The organism is Methanosarcina siciliae T4/M (assembly GCF_000970085.1).
GTDB classification, from domain to species: Archaea; Halobacteriota; Methanosarcinia; order Methanosarcinales; family Methanosarcinaceae; genus Methanosarcina; species Methanosarcina siciliae.
Map to the genome: position 1 here is coordinate 2,479,198 of NZ_CP009506.1, position 26,297 is coordinate 2,505,494.

The 26,297-nt window shown below is 42.1% G+C and carries 19 protein-coding genes; 11 read left to right on the forward strand and 8 right to left on the reverse strand.

The genetic code is table 11. The features are described from left to right. Nucleotides 1-396 precede the first annotated feature (396 nt). The 10 genes from MSSIT_RS10525 to MSSIT_RS10575 all read left to right on the forward strand — a co-directional run bounded on the left by MSSIT_RS10525 (nucleotide 397) and on the right by MSSIT_RS10575 (nucleotide 13,236). Nucleotides 397-2,802, forward strand: a complete 2,406-nt coding sequence (locus MSSIT_RS10525) for a hydrophobe/amphiphile efflux-3 (HAE3) family transporter (protein WP_048172251.1) — start codon at nucleotides 397-399, stop codon at nucleotides 2,800-2,802. A gap of 189 nt (nucleotides 2,803-2,991) precedes the next feature. After that, nucleotides 2,992-4,464: a TrkH family potassium uptake protein gene (locus tag MSSIT_RS10530; protein WP_048172254.1), complete on the forward strand. Its 1,473-nt coding sequence runs from the start codon at nucleotides 2,992-2,994 to the stop codon at nucleotides 4,462-4,464. Nucleotides 4,465-4,591: 127 nt separating this feature from the next. Next, nucleotides 4,592-5,242, forward strand: a complete 651-nt coding sequence (locus MSSIT_RS10535) for a potassium channel family protein (RefSeq protein WP_048172256.1) — start codon at nucleotides 4,592-4,594, stop codon at nucleotides 5,240-5,242. A 357-nt stretch (nucleotides 5,243-5,599) separates the two neighbouring features. Further along, nucleotides 5,600-6,076, forward strand: a complete 477-nt coding sequence (locus MSSIT_RS10540; RefSeq protein ID WP_048174684.1) for a MarR family winged helix-turn-helix transcriptional regulator — start codon at nucleotides 5,600-5,602, stop codon at nucleotides 6,074-6,076. 119 nt (nucleotides 6,077-6,195) lie between these two features. Further along, the gene (locus MSSIT_RS10545) at nucleotides 6,196-6,555 is read left to right on the forward strand and encodes a TrmB family transcriptional regulator (RefSeq protein WP_048172257.1); all 360 of its coding nucleotides are present in this window, start codon (nucleotides 6,196-6,198) and stop codon (nucleotides 6,553-6,555) included. Between the two features lie 1,393 nt (nucleotides 6,556-7,948). Then, nucleotides 7,949-9,010 carry an AI-2E family transporter gene (locus MSSIT_RS10555; protein ID WP_231590512.1) on the forward strand — a complete coding sequence of 354 codons (1,062 nt, stop codon included), beginning with the start codon at nucleotides 7,949-7,951 and terminating at the stop codon, nucleotides 9,008-9,010. A gap of 272 nt (nucleotides 9,011-9,282) precedes the next feature. Then, nucleotides 9,283-10,047: an ABC transporter ATP-binding protein gene (locus MSSIT_RS10560; RefSeq protein WP_048172261.1), complete on the forward strand. Its 765-nt coding sequence runs from the start codon at nucleotides 9,283-9,285 to the stop codon at nucleotides 10,045-10,047. A 141-nt stretch (nucleotides 10,048-10,188) separates the two neighbouring features. Further along, nucleotides 10,189-11,604: a hypothetical protein gene (locus MSSIT_RS10565; RefSeq protein WP_048172263.1), complete on the forward strand. Its 1,416-nt coding sequence runs from the start codon at nucleotides 10,189-10,191 to the stop codon at nucleotides 11,602-11,604. Nucleotides 11,605-11,852: 248 nt separating this feature from the next. Beyond that, nucleotides 11,853-12,215, forward strand: a complete 363-nt coding sequence (locus MSSIT_RS10570) for a potassium channel family protein (protein ID WP_048172265.1) — start codon at nucleotides 11,853-11,855, stop codon at nucleotides 12,213-12,215. A gap of 214 nt (nucleotides 12,216-12,429) precedes the next feature. Then, entirely contained in the window at nucleotides 12,430-13,236 is an 807-nt protein-coding gene (locus MSSIT_RS10575; RefSeq protein WP_052721609.1) for a hypothetical protein, read from the forward strand. A 510-nt stretch (nucleotides 13,237-13,746) separates the two neighbouring features. Here the strand turns inward: MSSIT_RS10575 and MSSIT_RS10580 are convergent. From MSSIT_RS10580 to MSSIT_RS25315, 7 genes are all read right to left on the reverse strand, one after another. Then, complete coding sequence (locus MSSIT_RS10580) at nucleotides 13,747-14,598, reverse strand: methanogenesis marker 8 protein (protein WP_048172267.1); 852 nt, start codon at nucleotides 14,596-14,598, stop codon at nucleotides 13,747-13,749. Nucleotides 14,599-15,293: 695 nt separating this feature from the next. After that, nucleotides 15,294-15,533 (reverse strand): MTH865 family protein, encoded by a 240-nt coding sequence (locus MSSIT_RS10590; RefSeq protein WP_048172270.1) that lies wholly within the window; start codon nucleotides 15,531-15,533, stop codon nucleotides 15,294-15,296. Between the two features lie 1,076 nt (nucleotides 15,534-16,609). After that, complete coding sequence (locus MSSIT_RS10595) at nucleotides 16,610-17,854, reverse strand: hypothetical protein (RefSeq protein WP_231590513.1); 1,245 nt, start codon at nucleotides 17,852-17,854, stop codon at nucleotides 16,610-16,612. A 248-nt stretch (nucleotides 17,855-18,102) separates the two neighbouring features. Continuing rightward, nucleotides 18,103-18,951, reverse strand: coding sequence for a methanogenesis marker 8 protein (locus tag MSSIT_RS10600; RefSeq protein WP_048172272.1), 849 nt, complete (start codon nucleotides 18,949-18,951; stop codon nucleotides 18,103-18,105). Between the two features lie 264 nt (nucleotides 18,952-19,215). Beyond that, nucleotides 19,216-20,943, reverse strand: a complete 1,728-nt coding sequence (locus MSSIT_RS21245) for a tetratricopeptide repeat protein (RefSeq protein ID WP_231590514.1) — start codon at nucleotides 20,941-20,943, stop codon at nucleotides 19,216-19,218. A 90-nt stretch (nucleotides 20,944-21,033) separates the two neighbouring features. Next, nucleotides 21,034-22,302, reverse strand: a complete 1,269-nt coding sequence (locus tag MSSIT_RS10610) for a P-loop NTPase fold protein (protein ID WP_048172274.1) — start codon at nucleotides 22,300-22,302, stop codon at nucleotides 21,034-21,036. Nucleotides 22,303-22,442: 140 nt separating this feature from the next. Further along, nucleotides 22,443-22,568: a hypothetical protein gene (locus tag MSSIT_RS25315; protein WP_269430093.1), complete on the reverse strand. Its 126-nt coding sequence runs from the start codon at nucleotides 22,566-22,568 to the stop codon at nucleotides 22,443-22,445. A 447-nt stretch (nucleotides 22,569-23,015) separates the two neighbouring features. Here MSSIT_RS25315 and MSSIT_RS10615 point away from each other — a divergent pair, with 447 nt between their 5' ends. Beyond that, nucleotides 23,016-24,527, forward strand: a complete 1,512-nt coding sequence (locus MSSIT_RS10615) for a hypothetical protein (protein WP_048172276.1) — start codon at nucleotides 23,016-23,018, stop codon at nucleotides 24,525-24,527. 227 nt (nucleotides 24,528-24,754) lie between these two features. On the opposite strand, the gene MSSIT_RS10620 is transcribed toward MSSIT_RS10615, so the two are convergent. Then, nucleotides 24,755-26,056 carry a phenylacetate--CoA ligase family protein gene (locus tag MSSIT_RS10620; protein WP_048172278.1) on the reverse strand — a complete coding sequence of 434 codons (1,302 nt, stop codon included), beginning with the start codon at nucleotides 26,054-26,056 and terminating at the stop codon, nucleotides 24,755-24,757. Nucleotides 26,057-26,297 lie beyond the last annotated feature (241 nt).

A 26,297-nucleotide genomic window follows, 5' to 3' on the forward strand; every position in this document is an offset into this window, starting at 1 on the left:
CAGGGCAATTTTCCGGTGCTGTTCTGGATATTTTTACGCCAAAATCCGACTATGAGGCATTTCTATGGTGATCCGACTATGAGGCACTTCTATGGTGATCCGACTATGAGGCACTTCTATGGTGATCCGACTATGAGGCACTTCTATGGTGATATTCGTTCTGAAATCATACCGCAGAAATACTGAATGAAAACCAAAGTGGTTGGAAAACAAAATGGTTGAGAAATTCAGTGGCTGAAAAATGAAGTTGTTGGAAAAATTTGACTAAAAAACAACCCTCATTGTAATAACTTGACTAAAAAATAAATTTGACTAAAAAACAATCCTTACTGAAAAACAATCCTTACTGAAAAACAATCCTTACTGAAAAACAATGTCTCCTTAGGAGGATTCTTTATTAAAAACCTCTTTGAAAAAATTGGGACTTTTATTCTTAACAACCGTGCCGTCATACTGGCTGGCGTACTTTTACTGATTCTGCTATCCCTGCAGGGTGCCCAGTATATAGAAATGGCATCCGGAACTGAGACTCAGGTATCAAAGGATTCGCAGCTCTACAAGGACTATGACCACCTCTTTCTGAAAACTTTCAGTACTGAGAGCGTCATTGTGATGGTTGAAGGAAGCGATGTGAAAACCGAGGACGTCGTGAAAGCTGCCGACAGACTGGGACAGCAGGCTCTGCTGGTCCCGGGAGTCACAAAGGTTTCAAGTGCTGCATCCATAATGAAGCAAATTAACTATGCTGAGTCCGGCAGGTCAAAAATCCCGGATTCGGATCGGGAAGTCCGGGAGCTTATTGAAAGCTACCCTGAATATTTTGAGGATCTTGTACTTGATGATACCCACACGCTAATAGTTATCCAGATCGAAGGGAGCAGTACTGACCAGCAGAAGGAAGACATTATCAATAATATTGAAATAGGGTTAGAAGAAGCTGATTTTCCTCCAGGCTATAAACTGACTGTTACAGGCAGCCCTTCCCTGAGGCTTGACATTGAAAGTGAAATGGGAGCCAGTATGGGCGAGCTGATAGGAATTGCAGGTATCCTGATGGTAGTCGTCCTTCTCCTGGTGTTTAAGCACGTCAGATGGAGGCTGCTCCCACTTCCTGTTGTGCTGCTTGGAGTCTTTTTTACTTTCGGGATAATGGGATATCTAGGCGTGCCCATGACCATGGTTTCCATGGCGGCTTTTCCGATACTTATCGGGATTGGGATTGATTATTCCATTCAGTTCCATAACCGGATGGAAGAGGAAATTCACTGCGGAAAAACTTCTTCACAGGCCCTTGTATCTACGGTCAAGAACACCGCACCTGCCGTAATGGTCGCTCTGGCAATGACAGCACTTGGTTTTGTCTCGCTTTTTACTTCAGTTGTCCCCATGATCCAGGACTTTGGAAAACTTCTGCTCATAGGCGTGATCATGTGCTACCTTTCCTCGCTCTTTTTCGGGCTGGTAACTCTCTATAGTTTTGACTGGATTGCCCGGAAAAACCCGTTTGGACTGTTCAGAAAAAAGAAGAACAAAGAAGGTAAAGCAGGTCAAAATGGTGAAAATGGGCTCCAAAGCAACCTTGAAAATTCACTTTGTGCAGGCGATATTCCCATGCATGAACCCGGAGCAATAGAAAGAATCCTGAAAAAAGTCACTGGTTATACCATTAAATATTCTACCTTAATTCTTGTAGTTGCCCTTGTGACCTGCTGTGCCGGGCTCTATGTCGACCAGTCAATCCCCGTCCAGACCGATACTAATTCTATGATTCCGCAGGACATGCCTTCTCTCATTAACTACAAAAACATGCAGAGTATCTTTTCGGGGTCTGGAGACCACCTGAATGTTATCGTTAAAGTCGATGACGCAAGTGATCCGGAACTTCTGGAGTGGATAGATGAGTTCTCCCAGCACGAAGTTGCAAACAGAGGGCATGTTTACAGTGCCACAAGCATAGTGGACCTGGTAAAAGAACAAAATGGGGGGACAATTCCCGATACCTCTGAGGAAATACAGGCAATATACGATGAAATCCCCGAAAGCCAGAAGGGGGGATACATCGAAGGAGGCCAGCTGCTTCATATCGACCTGAATATCGGAAACGCTATGGCAGACCTCGAAATTACAGGCATAAAAGAACTTCGGGACATTGTTCTGGAAGACATCCAGTGGATGCAACCGCCGCCCGGCGTCACGGTTACAATAACGGGTAACTCGGTAGTTATCATTGACATGCTTTCCGGACTTACAACTGGTCGAAGTATGATGACTCTACTCGGAGTTTTCCTGGTTCTTATCGGACTCCTGGTTGTTTACCGGGATATTGTAAAGGCTCTTTCCCCGATTATCCCGATGCTGGTCGTTATCGGCTGGTCAAGTCTTGTTATGACTGCCCTGGATATTGCATATAACCCCATGACTGCAGTTATGGGTGCTCTGATCCTGGGAGTCGGGTCCGAGTATTCGATTCTTATGATGGAGCGCTACTTTGAGGAAAGGGATGCAGGCATGAGCCCTCTGGAAGCCATCAATCAGGCTACGTCTACTACGGGTACAGCCCTGATTGCCTCGGGGGCCACAACCGTATTCGGGTTTTCAGCCCTGATCGCTTCGCCGTTCCCGATGATTAGCAGCTTCGGGCTGGTAACGGTCATAGATGTCCTCCTGGCAATGATTGTGACTTTCGTTATCTTCCCGCCCCTGATAGTCCTGATGGACAGCCACAGGGGAAAAAAGCTGGATATTTTTGTGAAATTACAGGGGATCATGAAAAAAAGTCAGACAGGACTTAGCAATACCTGAGCAGGCAGGAGTCCTGTAAAAAATACGGCAGAGAGAGAACTAAGGCGTGGAAACAGCTAAGGCTGGAAACAGTTAAGGCTGGAAACAGCTAAGGAATGGAGAGAGAAATTCTCGTTTCTCTCCTTCTCTTCCAACCTCTCTTCCAGGGTGAAACAGACTTAAATAAATAAAAAAATATTACTGGTTTTTATGTATGAGCTTGTTTCTCCGGTAAACCCCCTTGCTGTCCTCAGGTACATAGGACATCTTTTGCTTGTCTTTTCAGCAGTCCTGCTCGTTCCTGTGCTTGCTGCTGTTGTTCTCGGGGAAACGGAGGCAGCCATAATCTATGGGAGCAGTGCCCTTGTAACTGCAGGCATGGGTTTTTTACTCCAGAAAGTGCTTCCGGACTTCGAACTTGAAATAAAGGAAGCCTTAATCCTTGCAGCTCTTACCTTTCCTCTTTGCTCGCTGGTTAGCGCGGTCCCGATGGCGCTTTCAACCGGTATGCCCTTTCTGGACGCTTATTTTGAGTGTGTCTCGGGCCTGACCACAACCGGCCTGAGCCTTGCCCCGCCTTCTCCTACCCGGCTCTTTTTCTTCACCCGCTCCTGGTTCCAGTGGATTGGGGGAATAGGCATAATCGTGCTCGTGCTTGGAATCCTCATCCGTCCGGGGACTACGGCTTTCAGGCTTTACAGGGTGAATTTCGGAGAAAGCCGGATCCGCCCGAGTGTAATCACAACTGCAAGGACCCTGGGGACGGTTTACCTTGTCCTGACCTTGCTTTCACTGTTGCTCCTGCTCTTCAGTGGCATGCCTTTTTATGATGCTGTTTGTCACACCCTGAGTTCGATTTCCACAGGTGGGTTTTCAACGCAGACTGCAAGTATCGGAGCCTATGGTGGCTTCATGATCCCGTTCCTGATCACCGTTTCCTGCATAATGGGTGCGATCAGCTTCTCGCTCTACCCTGAAGTCCTGAAGGATCCCGGAGCTCTTGTTAGAGACCTACAGGTAAGGTATTTGCTCGGGCTTTCCTTCCTCGGGACAGTCCTTTTTGCTTTAACCCTTTCAGCAGGAGCAGGTGGGTATGAACTGCTCCGGATGCTGCCTGATGCCGCTTTTCAGGTAGTGTCAGCCCTTACCGGAACCGGTTTTTCCACTATGGACCTGGCTCCCCTTTCCGATGCTTCAAAGGATTTTCTCAGCGCAATTATGTGTATAGGGGGCAGCATAGGCTCGACCACAGGCGGGATCAAGCTCTTCCGGCTGATTGTAATAGTGCAGCTCATAAGACTTGTCTTCTATCGTTTTTTCCTCCCCATGGAGGCGATTACCCCTCTCAAGGTAAAGTCCCAGGTAGTTGACCCTGACGATTTCTACCGAATCATGACCTATGTGCTGCTTTACTCGGCCGTGCTCGTACTTTCGGCTTTCATTTTCATGCTTTACGGGATAAACTCGGCTGATGCTATTTTTGAGACCTCGAGCGCTCTGGCTACGGCAGGGCTTTCAACCGGCGTGACAACTTCGGAAATGCCAGCCCTGCTAAAGCTTGTGCTCTGTGCGGATATGTTGCTTGGGAGGGTGGAGATAATCCCGCTCTTTATTCTGCTCCTGCCCAGGACCTGGTTTGGGAGAAACAGGAAAAACGGAGAAAAAAAGACACAGTCTGAATGAGATTCAGATTAATGGAGAGTAAAAGGGAGAAATAAGATAAACAGATTAAGAAAAGAGTAGATAAATATAGAGATAATCAAAAAAAGAAAAAAGCTACAGGAAAAAGGCACAGGAAAGGAAAGAAAAAATGAGATTAATTATTATTGGAGCGAGTTCCCTCGGGATGCACCTGACCCGCGCGATGATCCGGCAGGGAAATGAGGTTATCCTTATAGAAAAGGACGAGGAAGTTGCGAGGGAGCTTGCTGAAGAGCTTGACTGCACCGTAATCAACGCTGAAGGTACCCACCCGGACATCCTGGATAAAGCAGGAATGGATTCCACGGATGCGATTGTAGCCTGCACCAACCATGACCAGGACAATATCCTGATAGGGCTGATAGCACAGGAAGCGGGAGTGGAAAGGGTTATTGTCAAAACCGATGATACGAAGTTTATGGAAATTGCAAAGAAGCTTGGGATCAGCTCTCCGATTAACCCGCCTCATATCTCCTCGACTATTATTTCCGACGCCCTGCGCGGAATTGACACAATCGAGCTGAGTAACCTCATCAGGGCTGACGTACGTGTAATCGGCTTCAAAACAGAGGAGAAGCATGCCGGTAAAAGGATCTCTGATGTCCAGTTCCCGGAAAATACCGAATGTATCGGGTTTTACAGAAATAATGAGTTTTTCCTTGCGCGGGAGAATCCGAAACTTGAAGAAGGGGATGAGCTTCTCATAATCACACGTTCCGGATACATCGACAGGGTTTACGAGAAACTTCGAGAAATATAAGTCAGAAAATTCGACCTGGAAGTCCTCTTTTGTTACATTTTTTTCCTTTTTTGTTTACGTTTTTTTCTTTCTCTTCGTTTTTCTTTCTCTTCGTTTTTCTTTCTTCCTTTTCTTTTTGAAGAATTTCATGTTTGTTTTTTATGCTTGTTTATGTGATGCTTATTTATGGAATCTGTCGGAATGTTTAAATACAATCAAATTGTAGTTGAGTTATCAATGGTTGATATATCAATTATTCCTTTTTGAATAATTGAATAGTCAACTTGTAGCCTGATAAATCATCCCATTCTGGCTGTTAAAGGTCAGTTTATCAGGAAAGGGTTCGATTGAATCCGGTAAAAAGAGATGATAAGGAAAATGAATGAGGCAACACTGAGTAAGATTATTCTCCTGTCAATGGAACGGGACTCTCTCGACAACCTGATTTTTGACCAGGCCTTCCAGATAAAGATTGCAGGCAAGTTCAGGGAATTAAGCAAGAATCAGCCAGTAGTAATTAAAATAATAGGGATCGAAGGAGAAATCATGCCTTCTACTCTTGGAAAATACACTGGCCTGGAGAAGAGCAGCCTTACGAGGATGGTTGACGATCTGGAAAAAAAAGGGATTGTATTCAGAAAAACCGATCCTGGTGACCGGAGAAAGGTACTCGTTTCCCTTACTGAAAAAGGGCTTGAATATTACAACCGGCTGAGCCAGATTACCACTGAATTGGCTGATGAAATCCTTCAGTTTGTCGATGAGAAAGAAGTTGATGACTATCTCAAGAGCCTTGAGACCATAGTAAAAATCCTGCGGAAAGTAGATTCAAACCTGTCTGCGGGACTAAGGTGAATGTTGTTGCTTCCAGGGAATTCCTGGCTACATGAAATTATTGAGTTTTTGGAGCTTTCATATTATAAAGAGTGTCAGTTAGATCAGAACCCAGCACGTGGAAGAAGGAGGAAACCGGAATGACTCTTAAGCTTATCGAAAACCTTCAGAAACTGGGGTTTACCGGCAACGAAGCCAAGGTTTACGCCTCTCTTGTCTGCCTGAAACAGGCAAAAGCGAGTGATATTGCCGAAAGTGCGGGAGTTCCGAGACCAAAGATCTATGGAACCCTCAGAGGGATGGAAAAAAAAGGCTATGTCAGAATAATTGATGGCGATCCGACTCTTTTTTGCTGCGTGCAGCCCGAAGTGCTCATCTCAAGGCTAAGGGCCGATTTTATGCTTTCCTTAAGCGAAACCGCAAATGAATTGAATTCCCTGTCCCCAGGAAGCAGTAACTTTGCTTCAGAAAGTATCTATGGAGAACAGGTCAGGATCTGAAAAAATATATAGTAAAAACAAAATTGGGGATGATGAATAATATCACTTGATGATAGCTGAACATTGATTTATTGTGTGGGTTATTGATCTTCGGAGCTGGAAATATTACTCTTGCTAAAAACAATTTAATTTGAATCGTTTTTATATTATCCATTTTTAAAATTTGTCTATTGAGTTTTACTCTTTACCACTAAAGATCACCTTAGTCATGCTCTATTCTACCAACCGTCGAGAAATCCCATTAGAAACCTGAGAAAATGTGAGGTTAATTCCAATTTTGGTATTTTATTGAAAATTTATTCTTTATTTCCACTGTCAGATATCAAACGCATAAATTTCATAAAAGGGCAATATTTTCCATTAAATTTCACAATTAGGATATATTTAAATCAGATATTTTTTTTTGTAGTATAAATATATACCAGTAAAATCCATAATAAATCTATATAGTAATACATATTATATTACATAATACCCTTTTTTTCTGTAAAATCTTTATATAGTGTTAGCACATATGTGATAACATGGTAAGACGAGTCTTTACCGCAGACGCGGAAAACCTTGTCAGGCTGACGTTACCGGCATATCTGCGAGACAAGCTCGATATCAAAAACGGGACATTGCCGAGATAACGGACGACGATGAGAAGACAATCATAAAAACGGAAAAGAGTAAAGCAGTGGATGAAAAGCAATGAAACAGAATCGGAGCATATTTGATAGGCTGGATCAGGCTACACGATGGGCCGGAGCGGTAATGTTTTGGTTTTTTATTGGAACCCTGTTGCAGTACATGGACCCTGGTTTTTTTACTGCGGTTGGACGGGTTTGGTTACTTGTGATAGCTGCGTGGTTATACGGTGGCGTCATGTGCATTTATGATTCACTAGCAGTAGGGAAGCATGGACAAAATTAGGAAACGTTTTTCTCGGATACCTATACCCCAAGAGATGATACCTATACCCCAAGAGATGATACCTATACCCCAAGAGATGATACCTATACCCCAAGAGATTAATGTGAGACATCAGATTCGAACCCGCAGAACCTATGAGAGCAATGATCAGAGCTAAACCCCAACAAATGGCATAATATAAAGCATATATAACAAGCATATCTAACAGGTTTCACTTTAAACGAGCCCAAATCAATTTAAAATTTAAGATTTATAAAAATGTAACAACTAATATTTCTTAATAACCTGCTCATTGACGGAGTACACTCGAAGAGGTCATTTCACAATACTTCCAAGAATAACAGTTCTAACTTTACTACGTATTTTGTATAACACGCATCACACTAAGCTTATTCAGCAACTTCTAATGTCTTTTTATAGAAACCTTTAAATATAACTTGTCACCACATTTTAAAAATCCTCTTTTATGTGGTGTATTATGGAAAATATATCAATGAATAATTACTATAATATTATGAAGTTTCTGGCCTTAACAACAATACTTTTCGTATTGTTTTTTTCAATACTTTTCTATTTTCAGGACATTTTCATAGTCCTTATTGCAGGTGCAGTCCTTATTTTGATTGCGGAAAAAACGATACAATTGTTCAACAGGTTCATGGACAGGTTTCCGAACTTCAACCGAAAAGCTGTGGGTCTGGTACTACTCGCCGGTGCAGGGCTTATTTTTCTGCTTTTTGTGAGCAGTCAGGTGCAGGCCCTCGGGGTTCTTATAGGAGATTTCAGTAACATCCAGCAGGACTATGCAAGCGGAGCTTCCGCACTTTTTTCCGAACATGAGTCCGAACTTTCAATGCTTGCGGATTCCGGTATCATTAAACCCCAGGACCTGCAAAAAATAGGAAATACCATCTTCTCCGGGATAACCGACCTGGTTTCGAAAGTCTCTTATTATCTATTTACCGGGCTGTTGATAATTCCTCTCATGTTTGGTGTATACTTCAAGCATCACAATAAAATAGGGAACTATATTCAGGCTTACGCTCCGCCTGAATATGCAGAAGGGATCACCAGAGCCTTGAAGTATATGGGCTGCGAGCTTGAGGACTTCTTCAGTGCTAAAATGCTTGAGTCAGCTGTTGTGGGCCTGATTTGCTGTATCGGATTTTATCTTGGAGGGCTTGAAGGATGGTTTTACCTGGGCACTCTGGCAGGCTTTCTAAATATCATCCCTTATCTCGGCCCTCTTCTGGGGGCAATTCCTCCGGTTATTGTGGGCTACATCGATAGTCCCATGACCGCGCTCTTTGCAGTGATAACGGTGATAGTTGCCCAGCTTATTGACAACCTTTACCTCATTCCGTTCATGATCTCGGAAAAAGTGGATATCAACCCGCTCCTGAGTGTTGTCCTGACGCTTGCCGCATCCAAGCTCCTTGGCCCTCTCGGCATGGTACTGGCGATTCCCATATACATTATATACAAAATAATTATTAAAGAGTCATACAGAGAACTGATTAATATATATAGCAAAGATTGATATCTTTTTAGACCTCTGGAGCCCGGTTGTCCTCCAAAAATATCCTCAAAATCAAAAATGTTTGATGCCGGATAAAAGCTCAAGAAACCTTTTTTTCAGCAGCATTAGGACTTTTTTGACTTTTTCTCAGATATCTCCGGCCCAGCTTCCTCTAAAATTTCGGAATACTTCGTATTCACTCTGCAAAATAGAAAGATTTAAAAATATATTAAGAGTATTTATGAAGAGTTAGTTAACTATTTGAGCGATACTGCTCTGAAGGAGCCTGAAACATGATTGAAGTAAAGGGTCTTTCCAAATCCTACGGACAAACAAAAGCAGTAGACTGCGTGGACCTTTCTATAGGCAAAGGTGAACTTTTCGGTCTCCTGGGCCCGAACGGCTCCGGAAAAACAACCATGATCAAAATGCTTACCGGGCAGATAAAGCCATGTTCGGGCACCCTTAAGGTACACGGGGTAAATGTGCTGAAAGACCCCCTTAGGGTCAGGGAACTTGTGGGCGTAATCCCGGAACAGGAAACCCCTCCTAGTTTTCTGACTGCGGAAGAGTACCTGCACTTCGTTTCCAAGGTACGAAAAATGGAAAACTATGAAGAGGTCTGCGAGAAATGGTTTGAGTTTTTTGATTTTGGGGATCAGAGAAACTCCCTCTGCAAAGACCTCTCAAGAGGCACAAGACAGAAACTGATGTTTGCCCAGGCTTTTTTGCATGAGCCGGAACTTGCCATTATCGATGAACCGCTCATTAATCTCGATCCTGTGATGCAGAAAAAAGTAAAGGATTTCTTGCGGGGATACGTGAAGAACGGGGGGACTATTTTCATTTCCACGCACATCCTCGAAATCGCAAAAGAAATCTGCACAAGTATAGGAATTATTTACAGAGGTGAACTTATCCACACCGGTCGCCTTGACGACCCGGCTCTTCAGGACAGGAACTTTGAAGAGTTTTTCCTGGAACTGATTGGCAGGTGGAATGGAAACCCGAAGGGTATTCCGGAAGATCCTTTAAAAAAGGTCCCGGCACTGGCGTAAGGGTACCCTGTAGTTATTGGCTTTTTACTCTTTCTTACTTTTTACTTCAATAAATGTGTAAAAAAAGGCATAAAAAATACGTGTGAAAGACAGTAAACACGAAGAATGTGAGTACAAAAAAGAAAAAGCTGCAGGGATTTTATGTTTGACATCTTCAAATGCATGATTAAAGAGGAGTGGCGGATGCACTCCAGTCTTTTCGGGCACAGTGGTTTTGCCCTCTTTCCGGTCTTTATTTTTCTATTCACGTTTTTTGTAAGCCTGGTCCTGCCCGTATTCAGAGAGATCGTTAGCGATGCCCAGATCGCTCTAGGAATGCATTATCTTTTCCTGCTTGTGGGGGGCATGGTAGGAGCTTTCGGGCTCATGGGCCGCGAATTTATGAACCGCCGTTTCGGGCAGGCAAGCCTTATTGCATATTCTTCAAGGGTGCTTCCTGTTTCTGAAAGGTTTATCTTTGCCAACTTCCTAGGAAAAGATATCGTATATTATTTTGGCCTCTACATCCTGCCTTTTGTTTCAGGCTTTGCCTTTGCAGCAAAATTTGTTCCTGCGGGCAATTTCGGGGCTCCTTTTACCCTTCTGACCCTTCTCCTTACCCTATCTCTTTCCTTTATGATCGGGATTTCTGCAGTTTTCTTCCTGTCAACCGTTTACGCTCACTCAGGAAAGATCTCACTTTTCTGCCTGTTCTTCTCTTCCCTGCTCCTGCTCCATATTTCCGGAAACCTCGATCAGGGGACACTGTACAGCCTTCCGAGCCTTTCCTTTTTCCTCGCTCCGTCCGAAAACCAGCTCCTGCTTTCCGGAGTTCTGATCCTTGTCCCTTCCGCGCTCTCGCTTATTTTCCTGAAAATAGAATTTCCGCAGGCACAGAAGAGTTTTTCCAACTCCTTTTCAAAGATCTGCGGGTATCTGGGTTCGTACAGGTACGCAGCCTTTGTTGCAAAAGATTCCCTTGACCTTAAAAGGAGTGAAGGAGGGCTCGGGAAAGTCATTTTCTCTTTTGTGCTGCCGCTTCTACTTGTCTGGATACTGCTTTCAGCTCTCGGAAAGGTTATGCCGGCTTTGAGCACACTGACAATTTTTGCTCTGGTTCTCGGCGTGCTTTCATCTTCGATGTACAACTGGCTTACCGAGTACGATATGTTTTCATCCTATTCCTTCCTCCCCCTGAGAGTTTCGGACATAATTAAGAGTAAGCTAAACAGCTATCTTCTTCTTAACCTGATCCCCCTGGTGATTCTGACAATGCTTACCCTTAAAAACGATCCCTCATCCCTGATTCCGTCGCTTCTGCTCTTCCTGACGATCTCCCTTTACATGGTTTCGGTACTCATTTACCTGACCGGGTTCTCCCCTTCCATTAACCTCTACAACGGAAAGACCTTTGCCCTTTATACACTTTCAGTCATGCCTCTCCTGCTGCTCAACATAATCCTGTCCATGTTCGGGTCGTACTATGCACTTGTGGACCTTTTGCTTGTGCCTGTTGCCCTATACCTTCTCCTTAAAGGGTTCAGAAAATGGGATTACAACGAAAGCCGGTGCTTTTAGCTGAATAGACGTCCTTTAGCAGATAGATGTCTTTTTAACCATTGATCGAAAATATATAATTGGGGAGAGGTTAGAAGCCAATTTCTCAACATCTGAGTTCATTCTGAAGAGCTCAGGGTTTTGCCCACTCAGGCGGATCTTAAATTGGATAACGTGATTTATCGGGGGAAGAACGTGATTTATCGGAGGAAGAGACTACGATTCCGTTTCTCTTAACTTTACTTGCATTTTTAAGGGTACTGAGAAGGATGCTTAAAGACGATAAGTTCCGTGCCCTCCTGTATATCACGGCGTTCATTCTTGCTATTGGAACTTTTTTCTATCATTCTGTTGAGGGCTGGGGCTGGCTTGATTCTCTCTATTTCTCGGTTATCACCCTGACAACTGTGGGGTATGGAGATTTTACCCCTAAAACAAACATCGGAAAATTTTTCACTATTGTTTATATTTTTATAGGGTTGGGCATTCTGGTCGGTTTTGTCACTCCTATTGGAGAATATATAGTGGATAGAAGACTTGAAAAAGTACAGAAGAGGGAGCAGAAGACAGAAACATCTGAAAATGAGTTTGATTTCTCCGGCGTAATCGGGAAGTTGAGGGGAAAAAGATAAGATTTTTTTCTTTTCCAGACTTCTTACATTAGATTAATTTATTATATTTATTATAAATTATATCGTGCATCATTCGATATTGCATCATTTGATGGCTATATCATTGCATAACCGTATATCGGGCATATACGCAATAATTTTTTAAAATTAAACAAATGGGGTGAGGAGCATTAAAAGATTCAGTTTTTTTGTAACGGTAGTACTTATTGCAGCAATGTTATTTGCTTCCGGTTGTTCTCAAAATACACCTGAAGAAGGTACAACCGAAGAAACAGGTGGCGAAGTGACTGAAGAGGTAACCGAAGGGGCAGTGGAAGGAGCAACGGAAGAAACAACTGAAGGAGTAACTGAAGAAGCAACCGAAGGGGCAATGGAAACAGAAGGGGAAGGGGGATATAGCTCTGTTATAAATCCTGATGATTTTGTTGAGGTTATAGACAATCCTTATTTTCCCCTGACTCCAGGCACAACTTTTGTCTATGAAGGGGAATCCGAAGGCGAACCGATAAGAGATGAGGTTTACGTTACCAATGAAACGAGAACAGTAATGGGAGTGAAGACAATCGTTGTCCGGGACCGGGAATTTGAAGACGGGGAGCTAGCTGAAGAGACTTTTGACTGGTATGCTCAGGACAAAGACGGCAATGTCTGGTACTTCGGGGAAGATTCCAGAGAATATGATGAAGGTGAAGTTGTGAGTACGGAAGGCTCCTGGGAAGCCGGGGTTAACGGAGCACAACCCGGAATTATAATGAAAGGTAACCCTCAGGTCGGCGATACCTATCGGCAGGAGTACCTGGCTGGTGAAGCAGAAGATATGGCTGAAGTCGTATCTATGAACGAGTCGGTTTCCGTCCCATACGGTTCTTTTGAGAACTGCCTGAAAACAAGAGAATGGACCCCGCTTGAACCCGGCATCGAGGAAAACAAATATTATGCTGCCGAAACAGGGCTACTTCTGGAGATTACCGTGAGAGGAGAAGCCGAGAAGCTGGAACTTGTAGAAATTATCACTGAATGAACAGGATAACGGGAGTTCAGGAGGATTTTAAGCTCCGGACAATTTTTCGTGCTGTCTGGTGTTTAATCTTTTTTAATTTTTCTTTTTAATAGCCTTTTTTTCCGGATGTTAAGGAGTCTGAGGATATGATTCTCCCAGTATATTGATCCTGGATCCGTAAGTTCGATCATAGTTTGATAATACAATTCAATACTAATTTATTCAATAAGTGAACGTTTTTCCTGAAAACGAATATATATTTTTATGTGATTATAATTCATACTCATATAACAATCTAAATATGAGGTGCATTTATGGCAAAAAATGCTGCAACTGAAAAAGCTCCAAAAACGGATTAGGAATTCAAAATTGATAGGTTGCTGCTTTTCAATCAAATCTCCGGGACCGGGCTGTAAGAATAAACAGTCCGGAAAACCCGAGAACTAAAGTCTAAATGTATTTTTTCCGCTTTGCTCTTTAAATGACTCTTTTACTCCCTATCAGGAGGCGAGTTTTGGAATAATCCTGATCTTAAATTAGTTCCTTCGGCTGTTTATGCTCCGGCAAAACCGGTAGCTCCATCGTATTGATAAGAATGGGGCTTTCGATATCTTTTGCCCTCTCAGTCACCAGTTCCTTCCCTTTCTGCGTGAGGGCAAAAAGAGGAATCGCTGCTGCTACCTGCACAAGAGGCTTTGCAAGCTCCCTGATATATTTGGAAGCGCAGCTGATTACAATATCCGAATTATCCAGTAGTCCCTGAGCTTCTTCCCGGCTGACACCCGTTACATGTACCGCAATAACCAGCAGGTCAAGCCCGAGTTCTTTTTCTATTTCCCTTACTTTTCTGGCTGTTTCTGCGTCCGCAACCGTAACGGCAATTTTTTTGTGCCCAAGTTCGGCAGCTTTTCTTACTCCGCCTGCAGGGTCTATGGCTGCAGTCGAGGGGAAAAGTACGGTTCCGCCTCGTTCTTCTATTCCTTTGATAACCACGTCAATTGGCTCGGTTTCGACCAGACCGGACATCCTGCCTCCGATTCCCTGGACCAGTGCCGGGTTGCCGGAGATTACGGTTCCTGCGCCATCGCAGGCGGTCACGGTTGTATCAAGAAAGCCGTTTTTGAGGCCGCTCATCATGACTTCGGAGGCGCCGAAGGCAACCACGGTTGTCTCAAATTCGAGTTTGCGCTTTTCCGTAAACATCCCGAACTCTCTGATCCGTGCCTCCATGTTTTTCCGGATTTCTTCCGGGGTCATCTTCTCTACCCCTCGCAGCTTGACAAAGAGGGGGCACCATTCCACTTCAGGAGCTCCGACTTCTATGACCTTCCCGTCTTTTACAACTACTCTGGCTTTCCCCATCATTTCCATTATGTGAGGCATAATAGGCACACCCCTTAAGTACTGGATAAAGTGTATTCGTTCAAAATAATTGGTTTTTAACTTAATGTTTCTTTCTTATTGGTTCCTGTCCGGATGATTTAAGATCTTAGCTTTAGAGGTTCCGCATTATGGTATCCGGGGTATTCCATCGGTACGCGACTAGATATTGGAATTTTTATCTATTTAATATATTGTCTTAAGACCTGTATATATAGTATGGACCCCATCTGAATAACAATCAAATCGTATCAGATTCAAAAAGAATCAGATTTTTAATTTTTTCTGGTTTTTTAATTGATTACAGCTACGAATACTGAAAAGTGAAGGCATAATTTAAGGAGTATTTTATGGAGTTTCGGGATTCTTCAATGACTTTTAGGCAAAAAAATTTAGTAATAAAGTCTCTCAGGTATATGGATAGACATACAAAAATTAGTCAGTATTGCAATGAATGCGGAAAGGGCTGGACTGAATTATCCTTTGATGAGGCAAACGACTTAGTAAGGATACTTGATAAGATGGCCTGGAAGTAACTGCTCTTTGATTCTTGCTCACTCCTATCTTCTCTCGTGAAGCTCAGTGAAATTTTCCAGACTAATGTGAGTGGGGCTTACGCAGTTGAAACGATAAATAACGTTGGATTTTGACCGTTTAACCTCTTTTTTATCGGGTTTTTAGAAGAAAGAATGCAGGGCTTAAAGCCCTGCTCTGTCAACAATTGTGTCGGCCACCTGTTTTGCATCTTTAAACGGAAAATCGGCGGCTGTAAGCAATTTACCAGCTTCCCCTGCAGTAACAGCAAGGTCGCCTGATCTGCATGTGGTGTCTGCGCCGGCAGGGAATGCAGCGAGCAATTTTTCGGGTGTGTTTATAGGAAACTTTGCGCCTTTAAGGCCTGCAATGATCTGTCCGTGAATATCATCTCTTACAGTCATTTCTTATCCCTCGATCTGGTATTTTTTCTAAAATTATTCTTCTTTCCAGGGTTCAGGTTTTTTACTCATCTGGACCTTTTACTTCTTTGCAGTTTGATTTTCTCCAGAGAACTCTTCCTGCAATAACCTATTAGCAGGTTATTGATATATACTTAATCGGCATTGGAATGTAGTTAAGGCATCTCAGTATACTACAATAACTATTAAAATTATCTTTATACTACTCAAGAGCTTCCATAATTAACTGCTTGAAGCCTAAAATAGTGCATTGCGAAATAAAAAAGTGGTAACAAAATGAAGGGATGAAAGAACGATATTAAGAATAAAGGGTAAAACAGCCGGGAAAAAGAAATAAGTGCTTAATCTGGTTTTTTTCGGGCTTAAGCAAAGGAATGCTTTGCAAAAGTAAAATAACCGGAAAGCAAACCGGACCCCGGAACAAAAAATACCGAAGCAAAGAAAAGGACGCTTTTTGAGGAAGATATTAGTTTCAGCTTCAAAAATAAGCTCATCAACCATGGTACCTGGCTTTTGTTTGCGTTAAAGCTGGTCCTGTAGAATAAATTAAATTCTTCAAAACTTCGCAAAAATTGGATAAAAAAGCTTAGATGTGGCTTCAGGGATTTGGAAAAGCCAAGCCAAATCCCTGAAGAGTCGATGGGTTGCAGGAAATGTGGTAGAAAACCTGCGACTTTCATTGTGACTTTTAGTTTGGAGATGGAAGGAACCGGAAGGAACCCCGTCCACCTCGAAACTGAGGCACTGTAGAATCTAGGTTCGAGAGCCCAGAATACACAGAAGTGTTTCAGACCAAAGAATTATTTGTTCTTATTCTATTTAGTTGTTGCGTTATATCTTATTTTTGTATTATTTTCTGTTATATTTTCACAATAAAACTATAATAATTACTACATTTTGTGGAAATTTGCATAATTATGTATGTGCTTTTATAGCCACAAACTGCTGTATTTGACCAAGGTATGTCTGTCCTTGTCCCCTACTTGAGAAGGAGTTAAAAAAGCTTTTGTATTCAAAGAAATCCGTTTCCTTTTAGAATCTTACCTTCGTTGTAGAATTCATATCACGAATCCTGATGTATCTTCAACCATCCCCAATCCGCTGCCTGTCTCTTCAAGGGTTATGATCCTGTCCTCCAGTTCGACCTGGAAATCGACTACATCAACAAGATTTTCTATATACCTGAAATTAAAATTCTTTGTGAAGCTGAAAGCTTCCTTGCAGTAGCTTCTTGTGACCATGAACACCTTTCCTTCTTCAGCTGTGAGTATCCACCTTTTGCTCCCTTTTTCCGAAGGGTACTCATACACTTTTGCCTTTCTGAAGCGGTGCAGCTTTCGGTTCTCTGCATCGTAATATTCCATGGAGTTGTGTATATTGTATTCGACCCCGATAATCTCGATATTCGGGATATAGTAAGTCAGGACAGAACCGTTTTTGAAAATGATTCTCGACCACTTCCAGGGAATGAAAGGTCCGATAACAATTACTTTCTGAGCATAGCATTTTCCGGAGAATTCCTTTTCAAACAGCATACCCCTGAAATCGAAATAAAGGTTAGCGAACCTGTATCCGAATAAGCCTCTGAAAAATTCAGACAGTTCCGAGTTGTAATTAGCATCAGCCGGCTCTTTTATCTCCAAACAGCAGATCTTTTCGCCATTTTTTGAAATATCAAGCATATATTTCGGGAAAGTTCCATAGAAATCCGCTTTCATATCTTTGCTGGAGCAGGTCACTCTATCATTTTCCACTTCGATGGCTCCAGGGTCATCCGTGAGGTTTATCTTCATCCCGTCATATGCCCAGGCGACGCAGTATCCATCTGTTCTATCGTTAATCACCCTGCTGTTTTCCACATACCTGCCGTTTACCTCGATATCCCCTGCACTCCTGCCAAATGTGAGAAAAAACTGGCGTCTGGAATCGTCATCGGATGTGAATTTCATAAACCAGTATTCTTTCCCGAAAAGAGGAAGGTCCTCAAAAGAGAAAAGGAGGCCATCAATGCCTTTTTTTGCTTCTTTGACTTCTTTCTTCAACAGCAGCTTTTCTATTTTGTCTTTACTTTCCTTCAGGTTCTGTATTGATGCGATAAATGCTTTCTTTTCAGTTTCAGGCAGATTTCTGATGTAATCGTTTCTTTCCCTTATAAAGCGCAAAAGTTTGTTTTTTTCGATTATAATTCTCTCTTCAAGAGTTCTGTTTTTGTTCTTTTTTTCATTCGCTGTGGAGGGTTTATCATCCACTGTAACAGGTTTGTCATTCACTATGGCAAGCTTGTCATTTGATACGTCGGTCATCTCATCTTCCCTAAAACTTAAGGCAATACTTTTTCAGTGTTATAACATTCATAAGTTCTAAAAAATATAATCTTATCGTAGAAAATACTGCGGACGGATTGTTTGACGGCAAAATGAAAAAACAAACATGAAATTCTTCAAATAGCAGGCACAAAGAAATGAAAGTACTTTTCAGATCAAGCACTTTCATGCTAAAAAGAAAAAAAGAAAGGAAACAATAACGGCTCTGATGTCGTTTTTATTTCGCTTTAGATCAGGTCTTTTGGCTGTTTGTGCTCAGGCAGCACAGGCAGGGCCATGGTATTGATAAGAATAGGGCTTTTGATGTCCTTTGCCCTTTCGATTACAAGCTCCTTTCCTTTCTGGGTAAGAGCAAAAAGCGGTACTGCAGTCCCTACCTGTGCGATGGGCTTTACAAGGTCCCTGATGGGCTTTGAAGCGCAGCTGGTCACAATATCCGAATTTTCCACAAGGACCTGGGCTTCTTCCCTGTTTAAACCTGTAACATGGACTCCAATTACTATCAGGTCAAGCCCGAGCTCGGCTTCCAGCTTCCGTAACTCTTTTGCGGTTTCACCGAATGCTGCGGTTACTGCTATCTTTTTGTACCCGAGTTCGGCTGCCTTTTTCACGCCTGCAACAGGGTCCATTTTTGCAGTTGAGGGGTCAAGCACGATTCCTCCGCGTTCCGTAATTCCATTTATGATGCCATCGATAGGTTCGGTTTCGACAAGTCCGGACATTCTTCCTCCCATGCCCTGGACAAGGGTAGGGTTGTTGGAAATGACTGTCCCTGCTCCGTCACAGGCGGTCACGGTTGAGTCGAGCAAGCCCCTGCTCAGGCCTGTCATCATAACTTCCGATGCTCCGAACCCAACAAAGTCCTCAAGTTCCAACCTGCGTTTTTCCGTAAACATCCCGAAGTCGCTGATCCTGAATTCCATGTTCTTTTTGACTTCTTCAGGGGTGATCTTCTGGATCCCGCGGATTTTAGCAAAGAGAGGACACCAATCAACTTCAGGCTCTCCGACTTCAATGACCTTTCCATCTTTAACGACAACTCTTGTTTTCCCAAGTAATTCCATTATGTGAGGCATAGTTCCACCTTTAAAGCTGAGCAAAAATATGAATGTTAAGAAATTCAAGTCCGATAAAAATTGCAGGTAAGGTTTGGGGGTGATTACTTAATAGTTTATTGTTTTTGGGCTTTTGATTCTACTTCTGGGTTTTTACAGAAGTAATTATTGCTTTGGGTTGTGGTTTTGAATTATGGCCGGTTTTTCGACTTATATCTTTCCCAAACAGCAGTCCCGTTTGCGAAGCAAACGGCTTTTTCCATGAAATTAAAAAAGAAAATATAATCAGCCATCAGACCCTTCAAGTTCCTTCAATTTCTGCTCGCAAAAACCAATTATCCTCGGGTCTTCAATTGCCTTTCCTATATCCAGGGCCTGCTTCAAAAATTCAATTGCTTTTTTCTTGTCGCCGAGCTGACTGTATGTGTAACCTAAATTACCGAGATTATTTCCTTCCCTTTGCTTATCTTCGATTTCTCTGGAGATATTCAAAGCCCGTTTGTATAATTCAATAGCTTTTCCTAGATCCCCTAGAAGGCTGTATGCTGCCCCCAAATTTCCAAGATCTGAACATTCTCCATATTTATCTTCTAATTCTCTTGAAATTTTGAGTGATTGATCATAATATTCAATTGCTTTTCCAGGTTCTTTCAGATTAAAATATATTGATCCTAGATTTCCAAGATGATTTGCTTCTCCACGTCTGTCTCCTATTTCTCTAGCAATTTTGAGCGCCTGAGTATAATATTCGATTGCTTTTTTGTATTCGCCTGATAAATGATAAGCGTTGGCAATATTCCCAAGCGATATCTCTTCTCTTAACATGTCGCCGATTTCTTTAGAAATTCTTAGCTCGTGCTCGTGGAACTCAATTGCTTTTCTCTGATCACCTAATTGACTAAATGCATTTCCCAAGTTTCCAAATATATCTCCTTCACCTTTTCTGTAACCAACATTTTTATAAATTTTCAACCCCTTTCCATAAAATTCAATTCCTTTTCTTAGGTCTCCTAGGTGAACATATGCTACGCCCATACTTCCTAGAGCATTTCCTTCTCCATACTTATCATCAATTTCCTTGAAAATTTTCAAAGCCTCTTCGTAATATTCAATTGCTTTTTTAAAATGTCCTTTTCGTCCACACACTATACCAAGATTCATCAAAATTTTTCCTTTTCCTTCCTGATCTCTAGTTTCTGTAGAAATTTCTAGAGCTTTTTCAAAATATTCTATTGCCTGCTTCACATTTTCTAGGTAGTAGCATGAAACTCCTAATTTTCTGTATATCTCTTTTATTAGTCTCTTATCATTAATTCTAAGTGAGATTGACAAAGCATCTTTAAGATACTGCAAAGCTTCTTTTGGAAAATATAGGAGCAGTTTAGTTGTTCCAAGTCTGTAATTCCAATAAGCAGACTTATATGGGTCTTCAATTCCCTTTTCCTTAGATTCTTCAATCAAATTAGAATAATAATTGGCAAGTTTTTCAATCTCTTTCTTGCTTAAATTATCAAAATCCCCAAATTCAAACATTGGACTGGAAGTTATTTCTCGCTTTATGTCAAACTCAAAAATAGTTGTTCTCCATGAGAAAAAATCCTGAGCTTCATTAAGGATTAAATTGAGTGATGCACTGTTGATCCAGATAAGTATGGGATGTTTGATTTCCAAAAACTTTTCTCGCATCATATTCAGTAGAAGCAAGGTTTCTGAGTTTCCATTAACATTTTTCTTTTCTACCGCATTGTCGAGCCCAAAAACAAAAAATGCAATTTTTTTATTTTCCTCAAGTTTTGAATTGTATGAATCTGATTTGGTAGTTTCTTCTAAAATCTGGAAAAGATCGGTGGATTCTTCATTCATTTCAATTTTGTAAATGTGAATTCTACTGTGTACCCTCTCAAAAATTTCCTTGCAGATTGCATCACATAAAACTGGCTCGTTACAGCGAACAAATGCAATTGTACAGTCATCGGAGAGATCGAGAAGTGTAACGATTTCTTCAATTTTCATTAAATGAGATGGGTCCAGTTCCATGGTTCTACCTATTGTGGTTCTAAATATTGAAAATATGTCTTGAGATATCCTTGCTTCCTATTAATTTTACCTGCTTGGAAGAAGATTTTTCTCTTCAAGAATCGACCTGACTATAGGGTTGAGGTCACACCAGCTTCTTCCGTTCTTGTATTCGAGAACACTGAGATTGTGAAGCAGGCCAACAAGCTTCTCATCTCTTTTTATGTCTTTTGTTTCGTAAATCTTCAAAAGCACTTCATAGTCTTCATCACTTAATTGTGCCTGATATGCATTTTTAAGCCCATTAATAACTTCGACGGCGATATCTTTATCTATCACAGTTTTTCTTCTGGTTATGGCTCTAACTGCCGAATCTCTGATAATCCTTATGTACTCCCTGATAACGCCCCCGCTCATGTCAATTATGTATTCGAGGGCTTCGGGTGTAAATAGGTCAAGAGAAACTCTTTTTGTTACAATTTGCTTCATGAAAGCTCTCCCGACCGGTTCCTGGGTCATACTTCCATCTTTTTCATGAACTTTGATGTTCGGATACATTATATCGTCACTGAAGTTCATTTTTATCTGGGTGAACTTGTCCGAGCTCCGAAGTGATATGGGAAATGTATAGATTATCTTGCACATTGGTTGGGTTAGCTGGGTGCTGTGGCAATAGAATAAGTTTAATGCTTTTTCAGAATCGCATTTCTCAAGGTTATCTATAATGACAAGTACCTGCCTTCCACTTCTTTCTATCTCAGCAATTAAATCGTTTATAAGGTTAATTAGCTCAGATACACGCGGCTGGATTTCCTCTCTTATCTCCTGCCTGGTGGTTGTTTCACTCTTCATCCTTGCCAGCAGTTCAACAAAATAGACAGGTAAGCTAAAGCCTGCACCACCCTCAAGCTTATCCTCATGCACTTCAGTTTTTGTGATTGATTTCCCCCATTTCTTTGTCCTTTCAATTAATGAAGGACTCAAATCGCATACTTCGTCCTGACATTTCTCCATTATTTTTGTGAGTATTGAAAATAAGACATCAGTATAGTTTATGTCATTATTATCCAGAAGATCAAGAACACTAAAATGTACAATATAAAATTTATCTCGCATCTCTCTGTTCAGATACGAAACAAGACGGTTTAACGCGGTTGTTTTACCTGATCCTCGATGGCCGGTGAAAAGAAGTTTTATTGGTTCATAAGTTTCAAGGCTAAGCTCAAGACGGATTTTTAGCTCTTCAATATTTGTTTCATTCTGGTCTATTTCTACATAGTAGTTTTCCAAATCATCATTTTGAAGAGCTTTGTTTGGATTAAACAAGTGGTAGATTTCCTTTAAGTCTTCGGCCATTATTGTACTTCCTTTTCAGAAATTTAGGTGACTTCAGCATGAAGTGTATGTTATGAACGGTATATAACCTTTTGAGTGTAATGATCTTCGTGGTGGTTCTATTTTTTGTTTTGCAAAGAATCGATCTTCAAATAAATTTATTAAGTTATTGAATAAATTGCTTCTTTGCAGACATCACGGAAAAGCCGCTCTCCTACGTCGAGCGGGAAGTTGCCCGGGATTCTAAAAAGAAATACTTCAACATGACTACTGTTTGAATGATCCACAAAACTCCTCCAATATCTTTTTGTATTGGAGGCGTTGGAAAATAAATTTTGTTATTTAGAATGGTCCAAATGAAGTCTTTTCAGGTTTCAGCCTTTTTCAGGGTTACATTTGCTAAAATTCAGAATTTTCAGCTTCTTTGTATTTTTTTAGCCTCTTTGAAGACTTCACGGGAAAGGCCGCTCGCCCGTCGAACGAGAACTTGTCCGGGGCCTTTGAAAGCAGCATATAAAACCAGTTGTTGGAATATGGCATGAAAAAGGAGTATTAACGTTTTGTTATGCGTTTTGAGTATTTCTGTGCATTATTTTTACGAAATAAGGACAAGGCAAAACATGATGTGAGTAAGGAATTATACGGACTGTTGACAGGATCAACTATCCAAGTTTAATTAATGCCCCACCAAGGCTTCTAATATATTAAATGAAAAATTAACCTGGGGGTTATATATGAAAAAATATATAATGGTTATAATACTTGGCATTTCGTTCGTAATGTTAACTGGAACCGGCCTCGCAGCGAATGAAACTTATGACGCGGGGGCTTTTCAACAGGCTTTAGAACAGGATGGATTCACCGTACAGGAAGGTGAATTGGGGTACTTTGATTTTCTCGGGCTATATGAGGAAGGAGTACTGCCTTCTGCATACGGAAACAATCCCACCACAAAATATCTGATATATTTTGTTCCACCGGCTCCTGGTTATGAGGTAGATGAACAAATTAAGCAAATAACCAGTACGCTTGGAGTAAAAGAGAATACAACTCCGTTCTGGAACCTTGGTCCTGATGAAGCTGTTGTTTTCGTGGGAAGAACGGCACCGGAATGCAGGTACTTCAGCTACGATAATTTCATTATGCACAGGACATATGGGGATGAGAAGAGATGGCTCTTCGCTAACATAGCAGATACGATTAATAACCTTGTTATCAAAACCGAAGGAACTCCAAACGGGTCGTCCGGGAATCCTTTCAATCAAACTACAATAATAATCCTTACTGCTGACAGAGGCATTGATCAACGCATCCGGGCTGCTGCCCAATCTGCAGGATATTCGGACAATATAATTAATACCCAGGTGATGCCCTCGGTCATGCTGAACATGGGCGTGGAGAATGATTCCGATACATTTGCCTCATTTTTCCGTCCGGCTCTATTTAATGACACGCAGGCTGAAGAGAATTACATAAATAATACACCTGCGACTGTTTTCAGGATTACTCCCAACAATACTACGGAACTGGACCCGTATGATTATCCGGAGTTAAGGGTTCGTGGAACCGGAAAAACAGAGTTTGACCTTATGGATGATCTCGAAGAGCTAAGGATTGCGATTCTTGATAGATATAATGAATCAAATGCCACAGAGCTTCCGACCAGTCAGGGAGTTCCTATAGGGAGTGATGCTATTCAGAGAGGAATCAATGGCGTAGGTCCTACCAACGATGCAGTTTATCTATGGTCAGCAAACCAGACAGCCTCTTCGCCTACACCTCCTTTCTTTGACACCTCGCAGTACTATCCATTCCTGCAAGATCCGGAAATTACACTGGGCAACGACTCCAATGAATTCATAATTGTCTATGGGGTTAATCATGCAGCCACAGGAAAGGCGACGTACTCGAACTTCTGTATATACGGAGCGGATGCATGGAACGGCGTTAGAGCAATCACAGATGCAGATTTCAGCGGGTCTGCTGAGGAATATCTTCCTGATAATCCTAATGCTAAATACCTGTATGTCTACAAGCTAGCCAGGAACTGTAGTGAAGACGATCAATACTGCTACGAGGTTCCCTACGGTGTGGGAGCTTATGGTATAGAACCGGATCAACCGCTTTTCATTGCCTGGAGAATCTATATGGAAAACGCTACAAAAACCGGACCAGCTTACTCAGAGATCGTGTACGATCGGGCTATAAAGTTTGATCCAATGAGCTCTGGTAACATGAGCTCCTAATATTAAGTAAGTTCAAGCTCGGGCTGAATGTGTTACTTCAACACATTCCTTGTTTTTTTGACTATACTACCAGAGCCTAATTTTTTCAAGCCGGTTGCCGTTTGAAAAAAGAAATCGAAATTTGGTTTAACGAACTAAAAAAGAGTTAAAGGAGAATCAGAGAAGAAAGATTCCCTGATTGTTTAATGTTTAAGTTACCGAACAGTAATTCTAAGCTTCACGAAGGCTCAGAGCTGAGGTCTTCTGTCTATTATCCTCTTTGCCTTTCCTGCGGTCCTCTCGATGCTGCCTTTCTCCAGAAGTTCGACGTTTGTGCGGATGTTGAGGACAGACTTGAGTTCACGCTGGACATGGTTCTGGACGGCTTTGAGATCTTTCAGGTCGCCGGTGAAGGCGTTTTCTTCAAGCTCTACTTCGATTGTGAGTTCGTCGAGCATGTGTTTGTTGCGGTCGAGGATGAGCTGGAAGTGTTCACCTACCTGGGGTATCCTGGAGATTACGTCCTGGATCTGGGATGGGAAAACGTTGATTCCGCGCACGATCATCATGTCATCGACCCTGCCGAGGAGGCGTGAGATCCTTGTGGTTGTCCTGCCGCAGTCGCACTCGGATTCGAGGAGTTTTGTCATATCGCCTGTGCGGTACCTGATGTTACAGAAGCCTTCTTTGCTAAGGGAGGTCAGGACAAGTTCGCCTTTTTCACCTTCTGCGACCTGCTCTCCGTTTTTATCAAGAACCTCGACCAGGAAGTTGTCGCTCCAGATGTGGAGGCCGTTTTGTTCCTGGCACTCGAAACCGACCCCGGGCCCGAACATTTCGGATAAACCGTAGCAGTCGTAAGCTTTGAGGTTGAGCTTTTTCTCAAGTTGCTTCCGAGTGTTTTCCGACCAGGGTTCGCCCCCGAAGATGGCTGCTTTTAAGGAGAGCTTGTCTATGAGACCGAGCTCTTCTGCGGTTTCTGCAAGGTAAAAAGCATAGGAGGGTGTGCAGTGGACTGCGGTTACCCCAAAGTCGATCATCATCTCAAGCTGCCTGGCAGTGTTTCCTGTTGCTGCCGGCACAATCATCGCTCCCATCCTTTCAACGCCGTAATGGAAGCCGAGACCGCCTGTAAAGAGGCCGTAGTTCATGGCATTCTGGACAACATCTCCTTTTGAAAGGCCTATCATCGTAAGGCTTCGCGCAATTAAGTCCGACCAGGTCTCGATGTCCTTTGCAGTATAACCGACAACCGTGGGCTTTCCGCTGGTCCCGGAGGAAGCATGGATTCTAACGATGTCCTCATTCTTTGCAGCAAAAAGGCCGAAAGGATAGTTCTCCCGAAGGTTTGCTTTGCGTGTGAAAGGCAGTTTCCGGACATCCTCAAGGGTTTTGATATCCTCCGGAGTGACTCCTGCCTCTTTGAATTTCTGCCTGTAGAAAGGAACGTTATCATAGACCAGCTTTGCACTGTGTTGCAGGCGTTTAAGCTGAAGTCTTTTCAGTTCTTCAGGATTCATTGTTTCGTATTTCGGCTGCCAGTATTTCATTAAAAGGACCTTCTTCTTATTTGTAAAACCGTTCTCCAGTTGTAAATTTTAATGCATGAATGCCATGCCTCTACATGTCATGATATATTAAGTAATCTTATTGGTAATATAAAATGTTTGGAAAAATCCTTCTGTACTGTACCCTTCCCACATATAAATATTATTGAGGTGGGGTATTTGGCAAAGAAGTCATGGAAAATTGAGAAATATCATAGAGGGATGAAACAGTTCTGTGATAAAA